The following is a 20,007-nucleotide window of genomic DNA, read 5'->3' as shown; positions in this document are numbered from 1 at the left end:
TAAGCGTCTCTTTTTTCATTATATTTTAACAACTGTTCTTCCTTTTAACTTTCCTTGCAATATAAGTGCAAACTTCTTCTCTAATTCTTCTAATGTACATTCTTCTGTATAAGATAGTAACTCTTTATTTCCCCATTCTTTCGCTAAAAGCGTCCAAACATCTCTTCTCACATCTACTGGGCATTGCACGGAATCTATCCCTAAAAGGCTTATACCTCGTAAAATAAACGGATATACCGTTGTTTGTAGTTCCTGGCCTGCCACATTACCGCATGTCGTTACACAACCACCATACTTTACTGTTTTTAAAGCTGTTTCTAGCATATGTCCACCTACAGTATCGATAACTCCCGCGTATATCCCTTTTAACATCGGTCTTCCTGATTCATCATTCAATTCCGCGCGATGAATCACCTTTTTCGCTCCTAGACGTAGTAGCATATCTTCCTCTTCCATTTTTCCTGTCGCTCCTACTACGTTAAACCCTAGCTTACTTAATATACTAACAGCTACACTCCCTACGCCGCCTGTAGCACCCGTTACTAAAACATCTCCCATACTAGGCTTAACTCCTGCTCCAATAAGCTTATATACCGACAAAGCCGCAGTAAAACCTGCTGTCCCATACATCATACTCTCCTTTAATGACATTCCTTCCGGTAAAGGCACGACCCAAGATGATGGCACGCGAATATATTCTCCGAAACCACCAGAGGTATTCATACCTAAGTCATATCCCGTTACAATAACTTGATCTCCTGCTTTAATGGTAGCATCTTCACTACTCACAACCACTCCTGCAGCATCAATTCCTGGCGTATGAGGATATGTTCTCGTAACACCCTTATTACCAGTAGCTGAAAGAGCATCTTTATAATTTAATGAAGAATAATGAACTTGTATGAATACGTCTCCCTCAGGTAAACTACTTACTTCTCTCTCAACAACTTTTCTTACAAACTGATGATTTTCCGTTTCGTTCACAACGATTGCTCGGAATGATGTATGATTCATTATGCTCTCTCCTTTATCCGTCAAATTCTTCTTTATTATATAGAAGAAATAAGTAAGCTTACTCATTTCTTCTTGGCTATATTTCAACAAATCTTACTTCTCTATCACTTTCTCACAATACATATTTTCATTTCTACTAAAACAACTTATACTTATTCTACATCTAAAAAAGATAATATAGAAAATCTGACTTTTTATAAATATATTGAATTTTTACGAAATGTAAATGTTTTGTAATGTTTTTTTTCGCTAAATTTCATTATAATAAGTGGATATGAGTGTCGTATTTCAATCCAAATGAAGGAGTACAGGAAATGGAGCAAAACCCATCTTTGCAAGAAAATACACGCAATAAACCGAAAAAAAATAAGAAAAAAATAAAAATTATTATAAGCGCTATACTATTCGTTTTATTAATAGGCGGCGGTTATACTTGGTTTTTAGTAAATAAAGCATCTTCTGCTGTTCGAAATGCCGCACACGATTTAGCACGCGGTGATAAATCTGATTTACGAGATAAAGCTGTAAAACCTATTACAAATAACGTCTCTGTTTTAATAATGGGTGTTGATGAAAGCGATGTCCGAGGAAAAGAATATGGTGAAGCTATAAGAACAGATGCGCTTTTACTTGCAACATTTAATAAAGATAGCAAAACTGTTAAACTATTAAGTATCCCACGTGACACATATACTTATATCCCAATAGAAAAGAAAAAAGATAAAATTACACACGCTCATGCATTCGGTTCTGCTAAAAACGGAAAAAATGGTGGACCACAAGCAAGCATTGATGCAGTTGAAAAATTAATGAATGTTCCTGTCGATTATTTTGTGAAATTTAACTTTAAATCATTTATAAAAATCGTCGATGACTTGGGCGGTGTTGAAGTTGATGTACCAGTTGAATTTACTGAGCAAGATAGCAATGATAATGCTGAGGCAATTCATCTAGAAAAAGGTGTTCAAAAGTTAAATGGCGAAGAAGCTCTTGCTCTTGCTAGAACAAGACACATCGATAGTGACGCAATGCGTGGACAACGTCAACAACTCGTTATCGAGGCTATTTTAAAGAAGCTAACAAGTGTTGGTTCTGTAACAAAAGTTGGCAACATCATTGATGATATTAACGGCCAATTCGTTACAAACTTAACATTTGATGATATGCTTTCATTCTATAAATATGGATCGGATTCGGAAATTGAGAAATTACAAATCCAAGGTGATGATTGCTATATGGCAAAAGGTGACGATACTTGTAGCAAATCTGCTGGTGGTGGTCGAACTTACTACTACAATCCAGATAAAAAAGAATTAGCTAATGTTACAAATGAACTTCGTACTCATCTTGGACTACCTGCATATACAAAGTTTGACTCAGACTCTGATTCGAAAAAGACAAAAGAATCTAAGTCTGAAAATTCAAGTGAACGCGAATCAAGTAACAATGAAGTGAAAAATAAGAACAAAAATAGCAGTGAAGATACAGAAACATCGTCTAACGACAATGAATAGTAAAGAAGCCGTACTCTATGGAGGTAGAGTACGGCTTCTTTTTATTTCTTCAGAATTAAAAATCAGAACTTTCTAACTATCTTTTTTAATATTTTTAAATTATAATAAATAGTAGCAATCTATTCCAATTATCAGGGGGCTCATACATATGAAAGCTGCAGTAAAACATAACATCTCAGATTTTAAAGACTACTTAAAATCCAACGATATATACATGGAAGAAAATATAGATGAAAATGATGGCTCTGTTCATTTTTCAGTAGGATTAGAGACTGAAGCTGGCGCAAAAATTCAACTTATCGCTGCTTTCCAAAACGAACATCCTACGGTGGATATATACTGCTTCAATGTTGCTCACGTACCTGATGCAACATCAACAAATGATATTTTACATGTCATCAATGAATTAAATACATCTTATCGCTTTGCAAAATTCACATTAAATAAGCAAAATGCAATTGATATTTCAACATCTCTTGCATTCTCAGAACCAAACTTTAATCCAGCACTTGTCTTTGAACATACGAGAATGCTATATAAATTAGCAAATGACGAATATAAAAACTTAATGAAAGTTATTTGGGCATAAATAAAAGGATGGGCTGCAAGCAGCCCATCCTTTTATTTCGATATCATATCAATCCACATCTTAATAGCAGTGCCGACAATTAAAATCGATAACATATATTGTAGTACTTTTTGATTTATCCTCTTCCCGACTCGCGCTCCAAGTGGCGCAGCAAATATACTTGCAACCGCAATAATTAGAGCTGGAATGATAACTACTTGTCCAGTAATCACTTTTCCAGTCGTAATCCCTACTGAGGAAATAAACGTAATAGCGATAGATGTCGCTATCGTCATGCGCAATGGTAATTTTAAAATAACTAGCATAATAGGAACTAAAAGAAACGCACCTCCAGCTCCAATAATGCCCGAAACACCTCCTACAATAAACGCTAACACACTTGCTAACCATTTATTATACTTAACTGCTCCACTATTATTTTTCTTCGGTACAAACATCATCATAGCTGCAATGGTCGCCAATACTGTATAAACAACATTTACAGCGTGTTCATCTAATAGATTTGCACTAAAACTTCCTATAAAACTTCCTATTAATATACTAGCTCCCATATACACAACTAACATTTTATTCATATCAGTACTTTTCCGATATGCCCAGGCACCTGCAAAAGTTGCAAAGAATACTTGTACTGCTGTAATACCGCTCACTTCATGTGACGTATAGCCAGTAAATCCTAACAATACTGGAATATATAAGATCATCGGATAATTAATAATTGCACCGCCAATTCCAACCATTCCTGATATAAACGATCCTATAAACCCAATTATAAAAAGTAATAATACTCCACTCACCTTACATCCCCCTCCTTCTAAAAAGAAGGTGATTAAATGAATAAGTTTACATTCCCATCCGAAGCATCTGCTAAATATGCCCCTACACCTGCAAACTCTACCCCTTCCATAATCTCTTCCTCTTTTAACCCTAATAAATCTACTGTCATTTGACAAGCGACAAGTTTAATCCCCTGTTCTTTCGCCAAATCGATTAAATCTGGTAAAGGCATCGCATTATGTTTTTTCATAATACCTTTAATCATCTTTGGTCCCATACCTGCAAAATTCATTTTTGATAATCCCATCTTATCCGCACCGCGTGGCATCATTTTTCCAAACACTTTTTCTATAAAAGTTTTCTTTACCTTCACATGCTCATCTTTCCTTAAAGCATTTAATCCCCAAAAAGTATGAAAAATAGTTACCTCTTGATCATACGCCGCTGCACCATTTGCAATAATATAAGCAGCCATTGCTTTATCATAATCTCCGCTAAATAAAACGATTGTTGTTTTCTTCTGTTCCATGTTTTCTCTCCTCCGAATTACCTATAGGGGTATTTTGATTGTTATAAAAAATCGTTTATGTTCGCTCTACTCTACTTTACCTTCCCAAGCTAACATACCACCTACCATATTGATCACTTGAAAACCGTAACTTTCTAAAAATTGAACAGCTCTTGCACTTCTCCCGCCTGAACGACAAACGATAATATATTCCTGATTTTTATTTAATTCATGCATACGAAACTCTAATAGTCCTAGTGGAATATTACATGCTTCTGGAATTTTCCCTTCAGCTACTTCTTCTACTTCACGTACATCCACAATATTTACCACTTCTTTACGCAACAATTTTTCTTCTAATTCTTTTGTAGTCATTTCTTTCATTTTAAATTTCCTCCTCACAAACTATTCATCCCGCCTGAAACGTTTATTACTTGCTGAAACCCTAGTTTTTTCAATACCTTTGCTGCTTGCTTACTTCTCATTCCACTTTGGCAAATAACGATTACTTCCTTATTCTTATCTAATTGATTCGCCTTACTTGCTAGATCATTTAGGGGGATATTTTGAAAGCCTTTCATATGATTCCCTCTATATTCACCTACTGTACGGACATCAATAAAATACTTCCCCTTTTTCCCCACTATACTTTTCAATTCTTTGCCATTTATATTTTGAACACCTTTTACTGGTAAAAATCGTGAAATAACAAACCATGCAGCAAGTACAATGAAAAGCGTACTTAATATTGTGTTCATATAACCAACCTCTCTATATTTACAAAACTATTGCTTCACTACGCCTTCCTAATCCAAAACTTCAGCACATCGCCTTCTTCTTCAAGCTTTACGATGTCATGGCCACATTTATTTGCCCACGCTGGAATATCCTTAACTGACCCTTTATCCGTTACATGTATTTCTAACACTTCTCCAGTTTGTAGAGCATCCATTGCTCTCTTTGTTCTTACAATCGGCATTGGACATGCTAAACCTTTCGCATCTAACACTTGTTTTATATTCATCATCAATTCCTCCATTTTTTATTTATTTCATTATTCGTGCACTGCACAACGATTTGGACCAATCTCCATTTCACGCTCTTTATCCACACTTGGGTGAATTTTACCCATATTGGTTTGACGAATTTCTTCATATGCATTTGGCTGAGGTGGTAAGTTTTCTGTTACAACTTTACGGAACTCTCCCTCATCCTCAATATTTAATCCTGCATTATGCTCAAATAAATCTTTTAATTTTGCGCTAACAATACTACTTTCGTTCATTTCACTTATTTTTGAATAATGAGCCGGTAACACAACTAAGTTTTGAGATAGCTCTTTATATCGGCTATACAAAGTATTACGTAAATCACTCACCCAATCTTCAGCCTTACCAGCAAGATCAGGACGCCCAATTGAATCTACAAATAAAATATCGCCTGATAATAAATAAGAATCATCTACAATGAATGACGTACTTCCAATCGTATGCCCTGGTGAGTATAATGCGTCAATTACAATTTTAGTACCCCCCACCGTAATAACAGATCCTTCAACAAGCGGTTCGTATGAGAAAACAACTTCCTCTGCATCTTTTGGTGGTAACCAATACGTACCACCTACCTTTTCCGCTAACTTACGTCCTCCGGAAATATGGTCTGCATGTAAATGTGTATCCATTACATTCGTAATCGTAACAGCATGCTCTTTCGCAAATTCTTCATATGCCTCGGCTGTTCTTACTGCATCAATAACTGCTGCTTCACCGTTTGAAATAACCATATATGATAAACAACCTTTTCCAAGACGGTTAAACTGATACATACTTCCGCCATCTTTTAAATCTCCCACTTTTATAGGCTTTACATATTCACTCCAAGCCTTCATACCACCAGATAAATAATAAATATTTTCTAATCCAGCCTCTGTTAATTGCTCTGCCACAAATATAGAAGACCCTTCTTTTGCACATACTACTAAAACATCTTTATCTTTAGGTAGTTCACTGACAATATGATCTACACCATCTAACAAGTCAAAATAAGGTTTATTAATAGAAGAAACTTGTTTCCCTTCAATTTTCCAATCTTCATAATCCGCCTCATTACGAACATCTAAAATGAATAACTCTCCGAATAAAACTTTCTCTGCAACATCTTTTTCTTGTAATGCTTTAACATCCATCTCATTACCCCCGTAGGTATATTTTTATTTAAAAAATTTTATTTTTCCACATTCCCTTTCCACTCTAACATGCCTGGGATGACATTTTTCACATTTGCATAACCTTTCTCTTTCAACATGTGGCAAGCTACATCACTACGGTTACCAGTTCGACAAATAACATAAATTTGCTTCATCTTATCTAATACTGCGCTGTCTAATTCACCTAATGGTATCGAAATGGCGGATGGAATATGGCCAAAAGCAAATTCCGCTGCTTCGCGAACATCTAATACAATGCTCTCTTCTCCATGAGACAATATAGACTGTAATTCTGCATTCGTAATTGTATGTGGATATTTCACAACTTCATTCACTTCATGCTCGTTTACTTTCCTAACATAATGCACCAATACATCACCCTCGTGTTTCGTCCCGATATATTGATGTCCTACTTTACTCGCCCAACTTTTTATATCTACCGTAGATCCTTTATCTGTTGCCTTAACTTCAATCACTTGCCCTGGTGCTAATCCTTCTATCGCCTTCTTCGTTTTCACAATAGGCATCGGACAAGCCAAACCTTTACAATCTAAACTCATATCCACTTTTATACTCATAATTGATTCCTCCACAATTTATATACATATACCTGTAGGGGTATATTAAAGCGTTTTTGAAAATCTGTCAACACTTACGTTTGACAGATTATCGGCTTTTTACAAGTAATTGAACGGCTTCTTTAATTAACTCTTCATTTGAACCATTTCCACTTTCAAACTGTTCACGCAAACATTGCTCTAAATTCGTTCCAACAACGAGTCCAATTGTACGATCAAGTGCAGAACGAGATGCCGTTAACTGTGTAATAACCTCTCGGCAATCTTTTCCTTCTTCCATCATACGAAGCACACCACGAACTTGACCTTCAATACGTTTCAATCTATTTTTCATATCTTGATTATATTCCATCCTATAATCACCTCATTACCATTATGTCACTATTTATAACCTATGACAATATATTATACCCTATAGGGTATTTTGTAAACCCCTATTTTTATTTTTCGCCTTATATGTTCGCAAAACAAAAAGTAAAACCTTAATCTATAGATTTTCATCTTCCACTAAATCTTGAAATAGAAAATGAAAAATATCAATATACAACACGTTCTGGCAATACTGTCCCATACAATTTAAAACCACCATCTACATTCTTTACCTTATATCCCTTTTCCATTAACATACGCGCTGCAACATACCCTCTCATACCAAGTTGACAAGTGATATATATTTCTTTGTCCATTGGCACTTCATCCAATCGATCACGTAATTCATCTAACGGAATATTAATAGAGCCTTTAATCATTCCTTGTTTTAGTTCATTGGGCTCCCGAACATCTATAAGATATCCACCATTGTCAACAATACGATCTATTTCATGCCATTGTACCGTTTCCACAAAACCATCTACTATATTACTTGCAGCATACCCCACCATGTTTACTGGATCTTTTGCAGAAGAATACGGCGGGGCATATGATAATTCTAAATCCGGTAAATCGATTACAGTTAAGTTTGCCTTCATTGCCGTCGCGATAACATCTATACGCTTATCTACCCCGTCACGCCCTAAAGCCTGTGCTCCGTAAATTTTTCCGCTTTCTTTATTAAAGATTAATTTTATTAGCACTGGCGTAGCATTCGGATAGTATCCCGCATGAGAATTTGCCTGTACATGTACTACCTCATAGGGTATATTTAATCGTTTTAATATTTTCTCATTTACTCCAGTCGAAGCAACTGTTAAATCAAAAACTTTAGCCACAGAAGTTCCCATCGTACCTTTATATAAAGAATCCGTATGACCATGAATAATATCTGCTAACATGCGACCTTGACGATTCGCGGGCCACGCTAAAGGAATCATCGTTTCTGTTTCTGTAACAAAATCTTTCACTTCAATCGCATCACCAATTGCATATACATATGGGTCAGATGTTTGAAATTTCTCATTTACCTTTATCGTTCCTCTAACTCCTAATGCTAATCCTGCATCTTTCGCTAAACTACTCTCTGGTTGTACACCAATTGCTAAAATAATCATATCTGTTTTTATAACTGAGCCACTTTTTAAACGTACAACAGTCCCATTCTCTTCTAACGCATCTACACTATCTTCAAAAACAAGCTCAACATTGTGCACCTTCATATGCTCATGTACATATGCCGCCATTTCGTAATCAATTGGTGGCATCACTTGATTTGCCATCTCTACAAGAGTAACCTCAATCCCGCGTTCTCTTAAATTCTCAACCATTTCCACTCCAATAAATCCTCCACCAATAACCGTCGCATGACGTGGTTTCTTCTCATCAATATACGCTTTTATACGATCTGTATCAGGTACATTTCGTAACGTAAACAACGCCTTCGCTTCTTCAATGCCCGGAATAGGTGGAACAATTGGTTTCGCCCCTGGTGAAAGAATCAAAACATCATATTCCTCGTTATATGTTTCATCTGTAGTTACATTCTTTATCGTAATTGTTTTCTCTTCTTTATTAATCTTTACAACTTCACTCAATACACGTATATCTAAATTAAAACGTTTTGACATCCTTTCAACAGTTTGTACTAATAACTTTTGTCTTTCTGTAATGACACCGCCAATATAATATGGCAATCCACAGTTTGCGAACGAAATGTATTCACCGCGTTCAAACATAATAATTTCATCTTCCTCACTTAAACGACGAAGCCTTGCAGCTACTGATGCCCCGCCAGCAACTCCGCCTACTACAACAATTTTTCTAGACATATGTCAAACCTCCATATTATTTATTATTTAATTCCTTCATATATCACACATATAAAACCTATACCTGTACGGGTATATAATAAATTATAAAAAATTTAATTTCAATCAATATGTCTTTCTTTCACAAATTTGAAACAAATAAAGTGAAACTTTAATCATCCCCCACCTAACTTCTTTGCTTTCGCTGAATTTTGAGGTGGGGGTCTTACTGCCTGGCAAATAGCGAGATAAAAAAGAACTTAGATATCTCCAAGTTCTTTTACGTATAGTTCTATAACTTTCTGTACGATTAAACCAATGTATAAATACGTGTTTTAATAACTGAAATACACCTGTATTTAAATTTTCAAAATCAATAGCTTCTTCACATAAGGTTAAATCCATTCCACGTAAAATTCTTTAATGCCACAACCTAAGAAAACGAATCCCAATGGACTCTTTTTCTACAATGATATATTTATTTTTTTCGTTGCACCTCTATCATTAATCATAACCATCTGTGTCTCGTTATTTGGCAAAAATAAGATATATTTTCCCGTTCTCACATTCCTCCAAATAACTTTTCCTTCTTCGTCTGTTTTCCCTATTGAAATCCCAATTTCTTTACTGGGCTGAGGTGATTCGTCTTTCATAAGTATAATTTCAAAATCTTTTATTGGCTGTTTTTCTTTATTTTCCACGTGAAAAGTTACAAAATTAACAACCTTACTAAACTTCTTTTCATTATTTGCTATAGAACTAGACATTATGATTATGACCAGTACACAACATAAAATCCATAAAAGCTTATTATATTTATTCAGACCATTTTTTAAGATTATTAAAAACATCTTCTGTCACCCAGTTTCCAGAATTCCAATAATTACTTCCAACTGTATGGGTAGCTATTATTGTTACACCCGTACGAGAATGGATAATTAAAATTACTGTCTCTTAATAAGTATCCCAAATCTTCCCTACCATGTTTTCGCCCTTCAAATGAAGGCGAAACAAGATCTTCTCCCCTTCGATCATTACTATACAAAGATTGTTCTTGAAAAAGTACACGCTCTCCCTCATTTGAAACTGATGTCCACGGTACATCTTCTGCATACACCTTTTGATTCACCAAAAATACTATACAAAAAAAGATAAAAAGAACACCAAAACTATAAAGAGCCAACCTACATCTTATAGAAATAAGGCTATCCAACATAACTTACCTCCTATACAAATGATAGCGAACAATTGAAGATCCCTTTATAAATTCTAGTTTTTCTTTTTTTAGAAGTCAATGTAATTAATAATGATAATCATTATTAATTACATTGACTTAACAAAATCACACAATTAGTCATATTCTTTACTCCGCGTTCAAAAATCTGTCTCATTAAAGGTTCACTTTATTACATAAACTCGTAACCTTCTTCACAATCAGCTCCGCAGTAGTTTCCTCCGGTGGCATCAATAAATTCGTAATCGGTCCATACACTACAGGACTTAATTCCACTTCATATCCACCATATGCGAATTCTTCCTTCGTTGGTAAATAACCAATATATCCGTTCGTATATCCACCAAAGAAAGCTAATTCATTTTGAAGGATCTCTTTCATTTCTAGGGCAGTTTCTGAAAAAGGTTCCATCGGTATACCAGAGAAAATCCCATCATTAACTTGAAACAGTTGCACTTCTAAATCAATACTTAACCGCCGAATACCTTGCTCAAATTTCTCTAAAACGATAGTAAGCCATTCATCCGTATTCACGCCCCACTGCTTCTCGGCTAATTGAGCCATGCTTCGTATCTCATCAATTTCAGGAATATCCTTCAACTTCATTTGCAGCATACTTGAAACTGTTCTTAAATTTACAATTGGGCTATATGTAACTGTTGGTAACATCGTTAATACATGTCCACTAAGTAAATAAGCCATTTGTTTTAACGCTTCACTTGAACCGCGGTACTTCGCATTCACATTTCCAGCGGCACCTTGAACGATAATAACAGGGCAGTTCACTATCTGCTCTAAAATCTCTCTCGTCATTCCAGGATAATCCGCTGATAATTCATCACTATTTTCTTTTAAAACATTCGGATGCGCAGTACAAAATACTAAAATCCCAGATAACTTCTTCGTTTCAGCATCTCTTATTGCTAACATGCCAATTCGGTTATCTACAACACCTTCTATATTTATGCCCATCTTCGCTTTTCCATCAGATGTTCTCTCTCTTCGATTTACCCCAATATCACCTGTCGTAACACCCCAGCCAACTTCACATAGCTTCAAGTTGTTATTCGCAGTAACAGCACCATGCACTACATTATTTACTAAAATCGTTTTATACGACTTTACTAAAGGATGATCACCGACTGTTTCCGGCCCAGAGTGTGTATGTGTATAAACAACAGTTATTCGCTCAAATGGCACATGAAGCCTACTTGCTACTCGCTCACGAATCATATTCGTATCTTCTACTAACATTCCAATATTATCAATACTTATAAACACAGTTTTCATTTCATCTTTTTCAAATACAAAAACCGTTCCATAAATACGTTCTTCAATATTATTTATTCCTGTCTCTCTATGGTATCCGACAAAATCAATACCTATAGGCGGCGTAATATCCACCTTACATACCCCTACTTTGCTCATTTGAACCTCTCCATTTCTCTATGTAACTCCCTTTTTTCAAGAATAGCATATTTTTCCTATTTTAAATAAAAAAGAACGGACACAGTATCCTATGTCCGTTCTTCCCCTCACACATACTTCCGATGCACCATCTTCCCATCATAAGAAAACACAACGCCCTTACTCTCCACAATGGACTCCATATGCACCGTTCTTCCCCATAGCTGATGAAGATATGGTAATACCTTTTCTAAGTATTTTAAATCGAGCTCGATTCCTTCGTAACTATGTTTAATGTATAATTCTCCGTTCTTTAAGTAGTCTCCATCTTCTACTACTAAGTACGGGAACCCACCATTTGTCCGCATATTTACGAGTTGATCACGCACATTTTCCCATTCTTTATCTATGACTTTATATTCTTTTCCTTGGCGCTGGAATAAGTACATATCTTCTCGCATAACAAGATCTTTATTTAAGTAGTTTCTTAGGAACGATACGTCCCATTCAATTTCGCGTACTTCAAACATTTTATCACGGCCAGATCCTGGTTTTACGCCTCGTCGTTTCATTTCTTCTGTTGGATTGTTGTACCGTTCTTCAATATCTTCAAAGATTTTAATACCTAGGTAGTATGGATTAATACTTGTTTTTGACGGCTGTACAACACCTGCATTTAATTTCGCAAATTCAATAGCCTCATCAGATGTTAAGTCCATTTCACGAAGTATGCGTTGATGCCAGTAGGATGCCCATCCTTCGTTCATGATTTTCGTTTCAAGCTGTGGCCAAAAATATAACATTTCTTCGCGCATCATCGTTAATATATCACGCTGCCAATCTTCTAACTCACGGCTATATTCTTCAATAAAGAGCAGTAAATCTTTCTCTGGTTGTGGTGGAATTTTCTTCTTTTTACGCACATTAGAACGTTCCTGCTTTTTATTGCGATTATCTAAATTCCATAAATCATCGTATTGCGACACCTTTTTCTTTTCTACTTCTTCATCTTCTAAATCATCAATACTCCATGCGAGCTTCGGACGCATAAGCGACGGATCAATATGCTCTTGAATGGCAAGTACGGCATCTAAAAATGTTTCTACCTCTGCCTTTCCGTACTTATGCTCATACGCTTTCACACGGTCCGCTGTTGCCGCCATACTCTCCACCATGTCTCGCTTCGTATTTGAAAAACGAATATTATTTTTGAAGAAATCACAGTGTGCTAAAACGTGCGCTACAATTAATTTGTTTTGAATTAAAGAGTTCGTATCTAATAAAAAGGCGTAACATGGATCAGAGTTAATAACGAGTTCGTATATTTTACTAAGTCCTAAATCGTATTGTAATTTCATTCTGAAAAATTGTTTTCCAAAACTCCAATGTGAAAACCTTGTCGGCATCCCATATGCACCAAATGTATAAATAATTTCCGCTGGACATATTTCATAACGCATCGGATAAAAATCAAGCCCAAATCCAGTCGCAATTTCCGTAATTTCCGCAATCGCATATTGCAGTGCTTTATCGTCACTTGCTCTCATTATTTTCCCTCCTTACACTTTCCCTTAAGAAAGTGTATGATGAAAAACAAGCTTTCATGAGGATTGATTGCATAATAAAAAGACACCCCCGCAAAAACGAGAATGTCTTATCTATTAACCTTCAATAATCTCCATCTTCTCCGTAATCGGAGTACGAGCTTTTCCTTCTGGTGCTTTATCGAAATAGCCGATATGAAGAATTCCAACGATACGTTGGCCTCTTGTTAAACCGATTCCTTCTATAAATAATGGATTGTAGTTTAATCCGCCTGATTTCCAAACGCAACCTAATCCACGTTCCCAAGCAAGAAGTTGGAAGTTTTGCATAAATGCACATGTTGCAGCGTAATCTTCATCACGTTGAATTTGACGTGGATCTTCATTTATATATACAACGATTTGTGCAGGCGTGCTTAAGAAACGATCTGATAAAATTTTACCGCGTTTCGCTCTTTCTTCTTCCGTGAAAGAGTTTAATACCGCATCTACTAATTTCTTGCGGCCTTCTCCGATGTATAGTTTACAATTCCATGGTTCACGGTGCTTATGATTTGGTGCCCATGTTGCATCGTTTAATAGTTCAATTAATAAATCTTTTTCTACTGCTTTGTCTGTAAATGTACGAACAGAGCGTCTTTCTTTAATCACATTAGCGATGGAAGTATATGTAGTCATATTTATCTCTCCCTTATTTTTATCTATATGTATAAGTTTATCATTAGTATTGATATTGATTTTCAATTTCGATTATACCTTAGTTTTTTACTATTAATCAATGTTTTATGTTGGAAAACTTCTAAAAACGTCATTCCATGCTGTGAATAAAAAAACTTAACTTGTTCACAAGTATTTCACATTTTATGGAAATGATATGTGTACAGTTTTCTACATTATCCATCTAGGAGGAGTTTACATGTACAAAAAAATCGCGGTAAGTATGACTATGGCAGCATTATTATGCGGAGCAATTATCTTCCCCGCTTCCGCTGCCACCCCAAAAGAAGTAACAATGCATCACCATAAACCAATTTCAGATGAAGAAATACAATCGCTAGAAAAACTCGGCTATAACAAACATGAAATTTGGAAAGCTGCTCATATTGCAAGAATTAGTAATAAAGAAATAAAAGATGTTTTAGCTTACTATAAGCAAAATAAATCTTGGGAGAAAACAGCCGAGCATTTCGGTATAGATCCAAGTAAGCTGAAAAAGCATCATATGAATAAAGAAACAAAGCAAGCACTGCTACAACAGTTAGCAACTATGCAAAAATCCACACCGGATCAGCTAAAGCAAAAAATGAAAGAATATAACATCAAATTGCGTCATCTTACTGTGTTAACAATCATCTCTCAAAAAAGCAATACTCCTCTTGATGATGTATTAAAGATGAAAAAAGATGGAATGGACATTAAACAAATTGCCGAAACATTAAATGTAAAAAGAGAAGATATACGAGCGGAAATGATGAAATTAGTGAAGTCTATTAAAGAACAAAAAACAAATTAAAATGCTAAAAAGGAAGAGGCATTCACCACTCTTCCTTTTCTTTATGAACTTTCAATTTTTAAGTATAAATTCCCGTCTTTCCCAAAAACTAACACAAGTAAATGATGTAAGTTAGGGGTGAGAAAATGTTCGGTTTATCATCTAAAAAATCAAAAAAGACTAATACAAAAACACTTTGTTCTATTCCAGAATTTATACAAACCATGAAAGAATCAAGCGACTTTGTTTCTCATAACGTACTTGAAAATGAAACATTGTGCTTGTTTTATTATAAATCTGTCGTGGAAGCACTTATTATTAAACAATTCATTTTAACTCCTCTAAAAAAGGAATCGGAACAAATCCAAAACATCTCTGATTTATGTAATATCGTCTCTATTGAAGACATTATTACCTCCCCTTCTATTGATGATATTCGTGAGAAATTATTAGGTGGATATATTTTAATACGCTTAAAAAACAATTCGAATCCTGATCAATATGCTTTAATTCGTGCCGAAAGTACTGTTTTAGGAACACGATTATATAACGATACAGAAAATGAGTATAGCGTAATCGGGCCTAAAATCGGTTTCGTTGAAAACCTTGATACAAATATACACTTATTACGCCGAAATATCGTAACGGAGCAACTCATTTTTAAAGAAGTTACCGTCGGATCTATGTCAAAAACGAAAGTAGCAGTTGCTTATATAGAAGGAGTTACAAATGAACAATTCATCAACACCGCAATTCAACGGCTAGAAGACATTGACTTTGATGTCCCATTTGATTCAACTATGATTGAGCAATTTATTAGTGATAATAGCAATTCACCTTTTCCTGTTCTATTACCTACAGAACGATTAGATCGAGCTGTATTTGCATTAATTAACGGGGAAGTTTTAATTTTAACAGATGGCTCTCCATATGCTTTATCAGGACCAACCACGTTACTGGATTTTTTCATTTCACCAGAAGATTATTATTTACCGTGGATGATTGGATCGTTCTTTCGTATTATTCGTTTTTTCGGAGCTATATTTTCTCTTTTTTCCTCCGCTATTTATACAGCGGCTTTAACATATCATTATCAAATGATTCCTGCCGATTTACTAGGTCCTATTATTTTCTCGAGAGCTAACGTACCTTTTCCTCCTATTCTAGAAGCACTCTTTTTAGAAATTACAATCGAATTGCTTCGTGAAGCGGGAGCGCGTTTACCGACAAAAGTCGGACAAACGATCGGGATTGTTGGGGGGATTGTAATTGGCCAAGCATCCGTGGAGGCAGCTTTGACAAGTACAATTTTATTAATTGCAGTTGCTTTATCCGCTCTTGCATCTTTCACAACACCAACAGTAAAGATGTCTTCTACTATCCGGTTGTTACGCTTTCCCCTTATTCTTTTAGCCGGTGCATTCGGAGGATTAGGCCTTATTGTCGGATTTGTATTTATTTTAGCTCATTTAATTAAATTAAAATCACTTGGATCACCTTATTTGTTACCTTTATATCCATTTCGTGGTTTAGGTACAGCAGAAGGTTTTCTTCGATTACCATTTAGTCAAACAGCTCAAAGACCTTCTTTTCTTAGACCAAAATCAAAATGGCGCTATAATCCAAACAAAGCGAAGCAAAAACGTGATGGTGAGAATGAATGAAAAAATTTTTATTGCACCTTATTATAATTATCTTCTTCATTTTACAAACTGGCTGTACACAAACCTATATAGTGGATACGCAGCGTATCATTCATATCGCTGGATTTGACATCACAAAAAACAAAAGATTCCAAGGAACTATTCTATTCCCAGAGTACACACATGGTGTAAAGTCTAAACCAGAAACGCAATCAACATCTGCCCGTTCACTTGAGACAATCGCTTCACGATTAAATGCAAAATCTCCTCACAATGTCGTTGTAGGTCAAATGCGTGTCGTCCTATTTGGAAAAGCTCTAGGAGAACGCGGAATGGGAGAGATTATTACTAACTTACAACGTGACCCAAATATCGGGCGTGATGTACAACTAGCAATTGTAGATGGATCAGCTGAAGAGCTTTTAAATTACGGAAAAAAAAATGGGTCTTTATATATTGCTGATTTACTCGAACAAAATATAAGAAATGAAAACATTCCACAAACCGAATTAAACATTTTTTTATATAATTATTACTCTTCCGTATGTGATGCCTATGTTCCTTATATTAAAATGGACGATAATCATTCTGTCGCTGTCAAAGGGCTTGCCTTTTTAAAAGGCGATAAAGTCGTTATGTATACGGATAAAAGACATTCTGTTTTAGCAAAATTACTTATTAATCCTACGAAAAATGGACGTTACGAAGCAGCGATAAAAAAGGATAAACATAAAGGTATGGTTGTTATACAAAACTTAGCTGGGGAAAATAAGTATAATATAGATCAAACTGGCGACATACCAAAAGTAAAAATCCATTTAAAATTAAATGGATTAATTAAAAACTCTCCTAATTGGATTGATTTAAGAAAAGAAACAAATATCAACTATATAAAAAAACAAATTGAACGAAATGTTGAAAAAGACTGTGAAGATCTAATAAAACAATTTCAAGAAAAGGAAATTGATCCTTTAGGAATACGAGATGAAATTAGAAGCCATACGAGAAAATGGAATATAACACAAATTCGAAATATGTATAAAAATGTAGCGGTGGATGTAAATTTAGATCTTAATATTGTACAATCTGGAATCGGAGAATAGTGAGGTGAAATAAGCAATGAATACAATGAATAAAACAAAGACAGTCTCTCCATATTTTGCATTTATTTTATTGCATTCTCTCCAGATTGGTATAGGAATTCTCGGATATCAACGTGTAATTTTAAAAAACGCTGGTTATGATGCCTGGATTTCTCTTATTATTGCGGGAATTGCAACTCATATTGTGCTGTTTTGTATGTTAAAAATGCTTGAAAAAGACGGAGATTTAATTAGCATTCATACAACAACCTTTGGAAAATGGGTTGGCTCTATATTTTCTGTAATTTTCACTCTTTATTGCTTATTATTTTGCCTTACGGTTCTTCGTACGTATATGGAAGTGATACAAGTTTGGATTTTCCCTACCATTAAGTTATGGAAACTTACGCTTATGTTTTTATTAGTCACTTACTACATTATAAAAGGTGGCTTCCGTTCTGTGACAGGGATATGTTTTTGGGGTATTGTTCTTCCTATTTTCGTTGTATTCTTTTTAATCTATCCAATGAAATATGCTCATTTTCGTAATATTTTACCTATTTTTACACATTCACCTTTTGACATGCTTATATCTGCAAAACAATCCGCATTGGAATTTCTGGGGTTTGAAACAATTCTTATCTTTTATCCCTTTATTGAAAAAGGAAAATCTTTAAAGCGATGGGCCCATGCTGGAATTGCTTTTAGCACCTTAATTTATGTAGTTTTAGCTATCGTATCTTTTATGTATTACAGCGAGGGACAATTAAACCGTACTATTTGGCCTACTTTAACGATGTTAAAAATAATTAAAGTTCCTTTTATCCAGCGCTTTGAATATATTATTATTTTCGTTTGGTTTTTAATTATTTTACCAAACCTCTGCTTAACCATTTGGTCATCATGTCAAACGATGAAGCGTTCCTTTCATATTTCATTTAAATTTACATTACCGTTTTTTATTTTCATCATATTTTCAGCTTCTCTACTTTTCACAAACCGTGAAAGTATCAACACATTAAATACCGTACTATCTCAAGCAGGTTTATATATTGTATACGCTTATATCCCAATTTTATTTTTGTTTCATTCACTAAGATGGTACTTCAAAAATCGTTCAAAAAAAACTTCTCCCTAGGTGTCCCTTAGTCTGATACAATTTGATTAATACATTTATAAAGGGGACAAGCGAATGAAAAAGTATGTATTTTCTTTACTTGCAGTACTAAGCTTAATTCTTGCTGGATGCGGAAGTACTAGTACAAATGACCAAAAATCTTCTGAATCAAAAAAAGAAGAACATGACCACGCATCGCACACTCAGCAAGCTGACATTCAAGAGAAAACAAAAGGAGTCGACACACTTCCTACCTTCCTAGACAAGCTTGATCCACAAATGAAAGATATCTACACTGTCGCTGGACAAAATGCAGAACTATTAGATTGGATTCCATGCTATTGTGGTTGCGGTGAAAGTGTAGGACATAAAAATAATAAAAACTGCTTTATTCGTGAAATTAAAAAGAATGGTGAAGTTGTTTGGGACTCCCATGCAACGACTTGCGTCAATTGCCTAGAAATCGCAGTTGAATCTGCTTCCATGAAACAAAAAGGAAAATCAACGCTTGAAATTCGTAACTATATCGATAATAAATACAAAGAAGGCTATGGCAAACCAACACCTACGCCAATGCCAAAAGCTTAAAAAACGAGGAAACTCCTCGTTTTTTCTTTTCATTCACTTTTTTTCTTAACAAATTCTTTCAAGTGTATTTCCCCTTACTTATCACACACTATATATAACTCTCGGTAAGGAGGGTACACAGTGCAAACATATAACGACTATGATAAAGCTCTCTATTACACGTATTGCTGTAATTGGGATAAATTACTCGTTCTCATGGTTCAAACGAACGATCAATTATTTTCTAAACGTATTGAGCATTTTTTACACGCTTATCAATACAGTAAAGAACTTCCAGAAGTTGATAAACAATTGCAGCTCCTATTTCAATATATTGACCACGCATCCCAAAAGTCGCATGTAGAAGAAGTAGAACAAATTCAAATGTAAAATATAGCGCTATTCTCTTCCGGAGAATGGCGCTTTTTTAAAATGTTTATATCAATAAAAGTTTCTCCTTATAAAACTTTTATTGATAAACATATTTTTTCTTTCTTTTCCATACTACTTCATACTATAATTTAGTATGTAACTATTATAAGAGAGGTATAAAAT

The 20,007-nt window shown here is 35.0% G+C and carries 22 protein-coding genes and 1 pseudogene; 8 read left to right on the top strand and 15 right to left on the bottom strand.

The features are described from left to right. Positions 1-18: 18 nt before the first annotated feature. On the bottom strand, positions 19-1,014 hold the full coding sequence (locus ACTFSL_RS22645; RefSeq protein ID WP_001016967.1) for a YhdH/YhfP family quinone oxidoreductase: 996 nt from the start codon (positions 1,012-1,014) through the stop codon (positions 19-21). Positions 1,015-1,328: 314 nt separating this feature from the next. On the opposite strand from ACTFSL_RS22645, the gene ACTFSL_RS22640 reads away from it, so the two are divergent. Both ACTFSL_RS22640 and ACTFSL_RS22635 read left to right on the top strand, forming a co-directional pair. After that, complete coding sequence (locus tag ACTFSL_RS22640; RefSeq protein ID WP_000437390.1) at positions 1,329-2,528, top strand: LCP family protein; 1,200 nt, start codon at positions 1,329-1,331, stop codon at positions 2,526-2,528. Between the two features lie 148 nt (positions 2,529-2,676). Continuing rightward, positions 2,677-3,117 (top strand): hypothetical protein, encoded by a 441-nt coding sequence (locus ACTFSL_RS22635; RefSeq protein WP_000642362.1) that lies wholly within the window; start codon positions 2,677-2,679, stop codon positions 3,115-3,117. A 32-nt stretch (positions 3,118-3,149) separates the two neighbouring features. On the opposite strand, the gene ACTFSL_RS22630 is transcribed toward ACTFSL_RS22635, so the two are convergent. From ACTFSL_RS22630 to ACTFSL_RS22565, 14 genes and pseudogenes are all read right to left on the bottom strand, one after another. After that, positions 3,150-3,914, bottom strand: a complete 765-nt coding sequence (locus tag ACTFSL_RS22630; RefSeq protein ID WP_000017249.1) for a sulfite exporter TauE/SafE family protein — start codon at positions 3,912-3,914, stop codon at positions 3,150-3,152. Positions 3,915-3,946: 32 nt separating this feature from the next. Beyond that, the gene (locus ACTFSL_RS22625) at positions 3,947-4,423 is read right to left on the bottom strand and encodes a DsrE/DsrF/DrsH-like family protein (RefSeq protein ID WP_000435815.1); all 477 of its coding nucleotides are present in this window, start codon (positions 4,421-4,423) and stop codon (positions 3,947-3,949) included. Between the two features lie 66 nt (positions 4,424-4,489). Beyond that, entirely contained in the window at positions 4,490-4,786 is a 297-nt protein-coding gene (locus ACTFSL_RS22620) for a rhodanese-like domain-containing protein (RefSeq protein ID WP_135277408.1), read from the bottom strand. Between the two features lie 14 nt (positions 4,787-4,800). Next, positions 4,801-5,160 carry a rhodanese-like domain-containing protein gene (locus ACTFSL_RS22615; RefSeq protein ID WP_001092319.1) on the bottom strand — a complete coding sequence of 120 codons (360 nt, stop codon included), beginning with the start codon at positions 5,158-5,160 and terminating at the stop codon, positions 4,801-4,803. Positions 5,161-5,198: 38 nt separating this feature from the next. Beyond that, a complete protein-coding gene (locus ACTFSL_RS22610) occupies positions 5,199-5,429 on the bottom strand; it encodes a sulfurtransferase TusA family protein (RefSeq protein ID WP_002093886.1) in 231 nt (76 codons plus the stop codon). Between the two features lie 27 nt (positions 5,430-5,456). After that, positions 5,457-6,587, bottom strand: a complete 1,131-nt coding sequence (locus tag ACTFSL_RS22605) for an MBL fold metallo-hydrolase (protein WP_440042427.1) — start codon at positions 6,585-6,587, stop codon at positions 5,457-5,459. A gap of 38 nt (positions 6,588-6,625) precedes the next feature. Then, positions 6,626-7,186, bottom strand: a complete 561-nt coding sequence (locus ACTFSL_RS22600; protein WP_135277404.1) for a sulfurtransferase TusA family protein — start codon at positions 7,184-7,186, stop codon at positions 6,626-6,628. An 88-nt stretch (positions 7,187-7,274) separates the two neighbouring features. Then, positions 7,275-7,538: a metal-sensitive transcriptional regulator gene (locus tag ACTFSL_RS22595; protein ID WP_000456206.1), complete on the bottom strand. Its 264-nt coding sequence runs from the start codon at positions 7,536-7,538 to the stop codon at positions 7,275-7,277. A 184-nt stretch (positions 7,539-7,722) separates the two neighbouring features. Continuing rightward, on the bottom strand, positions 7,723-9,387 hold the full coding sequence (gene cdr, locus ACTFSL_RS22590) for a CoA-disulfide reductase (RefSeq protein WP_017673121.1): 1,665 nt from the start codon (positions 9,385-9,387) through the stop codon (positions 7,723-7,725). A gap of 443 nt (positions 9,388-9,830) precedes the next feature. After that, a complete protein-coding gene (locus ACTFSL_RS22585; RefSeq protein ID WP_016125499.1) occupies positions 9,831-10,217 on the bottom strand; it encodes a DUF2606 family protein in 387 nt (128 codons plus the stop codon). An 80-nt stretch (positions 10,218-10,297) separates the two neighbouring features. Then, positions 10,298-10,582 (bottom strand): annotated as a pseudogene (locus ACTFSL_RS22580) (glutamyl endopeptidase); the annotation flags it as partial. A gap of 174 nt (positions 10,583-10,756) precedes the next feature. After that, entirely contained in the window at positions 10,757-12,028 is a 1,272-nt protein-coding gene (locus ACTFSL_RS22575) for a neutral/alkaline non-lysosomal ceramidase N-terminal domain-containing protein (RefSeq protein WP_440042424.1), read from the bottom strand. Positions 12,029-12,135: 107 nt separating this feature from the next. Beyond that, a complete protein-coding gene (gene spoVR, locus ACTFSL_RS22570; RefSeq protein ID WP_001202693.1) occupies positions 12,136-13,554 on the bottom strand; it encodes a stage V sporulation protein SpoVR in 1,419 nt (472 codons plus the stop codon). A gap of 114 nt (positions 13,555-13,668) precedes the next feature. Beyond that, on the bottom strand, positions 13,669-14,229 hold the full coding sequence (locus ACTFSL_RS22565) for a nitroreductase family protein (RefSeq protein WP_000214819.1): 561 nt from the start codon (positions 14,227-14,229) through the stop codon (positions 13,669-13,671). A 238-nt stretch (positions 14,230-14,467) separates the two neighbouring features. Between ACTFSL_RS22565 and ACTFSL_RS22560 the strand changes: the two genes are divergently transcribed. From ACTFSL_RS22560 to ACTFSL_RS22535, 6 genes are all read left to right on the top strand, one after another. Next, complete coding sequence (locus tag ACTFSL_RS22560; protein WP_440042422.1) at positions 14,468-15,064, top strand: hypothetical protein; 597 nt, start codon at positions 14,468-14,470, stop codon at positions 15,062-15,064. 125 nt (positions 15,065-15,189) lie between these two features. Continuing rightward, positions 15,190-16,707: a spore germination protein gene (locus ACTFSL_RS22555; RefSeq protein ID WP_061456809.1), complete on the top strand. Its 1,518-nt coding sequence runs from the start codon at positions 15,190-15,192 to the stop codon at positions 16,705-16,707. Further along, positions 16,704-17,789 (top strand): Ger(x)C family spore germination protein, encoded by a 1,086-nt coding sequence (locus tag ACTFSL_RS22550; RefSeq protein ID WP_000714134.1) that lies wholly within the window; start codon positions 16,704-16,706, stop codon positions 17,787-17,789. The genes ACTFSL_RS22555 and ACTFSL_RS22550 overlap by 4 nt, the downstream gene beginning before the upstream one ends. Positions 17,790-17,805: 16 nt before the next feature. Next, entirely contained in the window at positions 17,806-18,906 is a 1,101-nt protein-coding gene (locus tag ACTFSL_RS22545) for a GerAB/ArcD/ProY family transporter (protein WP_001095038.1), read from the top strand. A 54-nt stretch (positions 18,907-18,960) separates the two neighbouring features. Then, positions 18,961-19,473 carry a PCYCGC domain-containing protein gene (locus ACTFSL_RS22540; protein WP_000761036.1) on the top strand — a complete coding sequence of 171 codons (513 nt, stop codon included), beginning with the start codon at positions 18,961-18,963 and terminating at the stop codon, positions 19,471-19,473. Between the two features lie 120 nt (positions 19,474-19,593). Next, a complete protein-coding gene (locus tag ACTFSL_RS22535) occupies positions 19,594-19,842 on the top strand; it encodes a YhdB family protein (protein WP_001195459.1) in 249 nt (82 codons plus the stop codon). The last annotated feature ends 165 nt before the right edge of the window (positions 19,843-20,007 follow it).

Origin of the sequence: Bacillus cereus group sp. MYBK108-1 (assembly GCF_051917185.1) — a bacterium.
Taxonomy (GTDB): Bacteria; Bacillota; Bacilli; order Bacillales; family Bacillaceae_G; genus Bacillus_A; species Bacillus_A cereus.
Note: the sequence above shows the minus strand (reverse complement) of the source record. Positions and strands in the feature narration are given on the sequence as shown.

What these genes read in the sequence shown, in the direction of transcription:
- ACTFSL_RS22645 (WP_001016967.1), bottom strand. Translation starts at nt 1,014, where the DNA reads ATGAATCATACATCATTCCGAGCAATCGTTGTGAACGAAACGGAAAAT.
- ACTFSL_RS22640 (WP_000437390.1), top strand. Translation starts at nt 1,329, where the DNA reads ATGGAGCAAAACCCATCTTTGCAAGAAAATACACGCAATAAACCGAAA.
- ACTFSL_RS22635 (WP_000642362.1), top strand. Translation starts at nt 2,677, where the DNA reads ATGAAAGCTGCAGTAAAACATAACATCTCAGATTTTAAAGACTACTTA.
- ACTFSL_RS22625 (WP_000435815.1), bottom strand. Translation starts at nt 4,423, where the DNA reads ATGGAACAGAAGAAAACAACAATCGTTTTATTTAGCGGAGATTATGAT.
- ACTFSL_RS22620 (WP_135277408.1), bottom strand. Translation starts at nt 4,786, where the DNA reads ATGAAAGAAATGACTACAAAAGAATTAGAAGAAAAATTGTTGCGTAAA.
- ACTFSL_RS22615 (WP_001092319.1), bottom strand. Translation starts at nt 5,160, where the DNA reads ATGAACACAATATTAAGTACGCTTTTCATTGTACTTGCTGCATGGTTT.
- ACTFSL_RS22610 (WP_002093886.1), bottom strand. Translation starts at nt 5,429, where the DNA reads ATGATGAATATAAAACAAGTGTTAGATGCGAAAGGTTTAGCATGTCCA.
- ACTFSL_RS22605 (WP_440042427.1), bottom strand. Translation starts at nt 6,587, where the DNA reads ATGGATGTTAAAGCATTACAAGAAAAAGATGTTGCAGAGAAAGTTTTA.
- ACTFSL_RS22600 (WP_135277404.1), bottom strand. Translation starts at nt 7,186, where the DNA reads ATGAGTATAAAAGTGGATATGAGTTTAGATTGTAAAGGTTTGGCTTGT.
- ACTFSL_RS22595 (WP_000456206.1), bottom strand. Translation starts at nt 7,538, where the DNA reads ATGGAATATAATCAAGATATGAAAAATAGATTGAAACGTATTGAAGGT.
- cdr (WP_017673121.1), bottom strand. Translation starts at nt 9,387, where the DNA reads ATGTCTAGAAAAATTGTTGTAGTAGGCGGAGTTGCTGGCGGGGCATCA.
- ACTFSL_RS22585 (WP_016125499.1), bottom strand. Translation starts at nt 10,217, where the DNA reads ATGTTTTTAATAATCTTAAAAAATGGTCTGAATAAATATAATAAGCTT.
- ACTFSL_RS22575 (WP_440042424.1), bottom strand. Translation starts at nt 12,028, where the DNA reads ATGAGCAAAGTAGGGGTATGTAAGGTGGATATTACGCCGCCTATAGGT.
- spoVR (WP_001202693.1), bottom strand. Translation starts at nt 13,554, where the DNA reads ATGAGAGCAAGTGACGATAAAGCACTGCAATATGCGATTGCGGAAATT.
- ACTFSL_RS22565 (WP_000214819.1), bottom strand. Translation starts at nt 14,229, where the DNA reads ATGACTACATATACTTCCATCGCTAATGTGATTAAAGAAAGACGCTCT.
- ACTFSL_RS22560 (WP_440042422.1), top strand. Translation starts at nt 14,468, where the DNA reads ATGTACAAAAAAATCGCGGTAAGTATGACTATGGCAGCATTATTATGC.
- ACTFSL_RS22555 (WP_061456809.1), top strand. Translation starts at nt 15,190, where the DNA reads ATGTTCGGTTTATCATCTAAAAAATCAAAAAAGACTAATACAAAAACA.
- ACTFSL_RS22550 (WP_000714134.1), top strand. Translation starts at nt 16,704, where the DNA reads ATGAAAAAATTTTTATTGCACCTTATTATAATTATCTTCTTCATTTTA.
- ACTFSL_RS22545 (WP_001095038.1), top strand. Translation starts at nt 17,806, where the DNA reads ATGAATACAATGAATAAAACAAAGACAGTCTCTCCATATTTTGCATTT.
- ACTFSL_RS22540 (WP_000761036.1), top strand. Translation starts at nt 18,961, where the DNA reads ATGAAAAAGTATGTATTTTCTTTACTTGCAGTACTAAGCTTAATTCTT.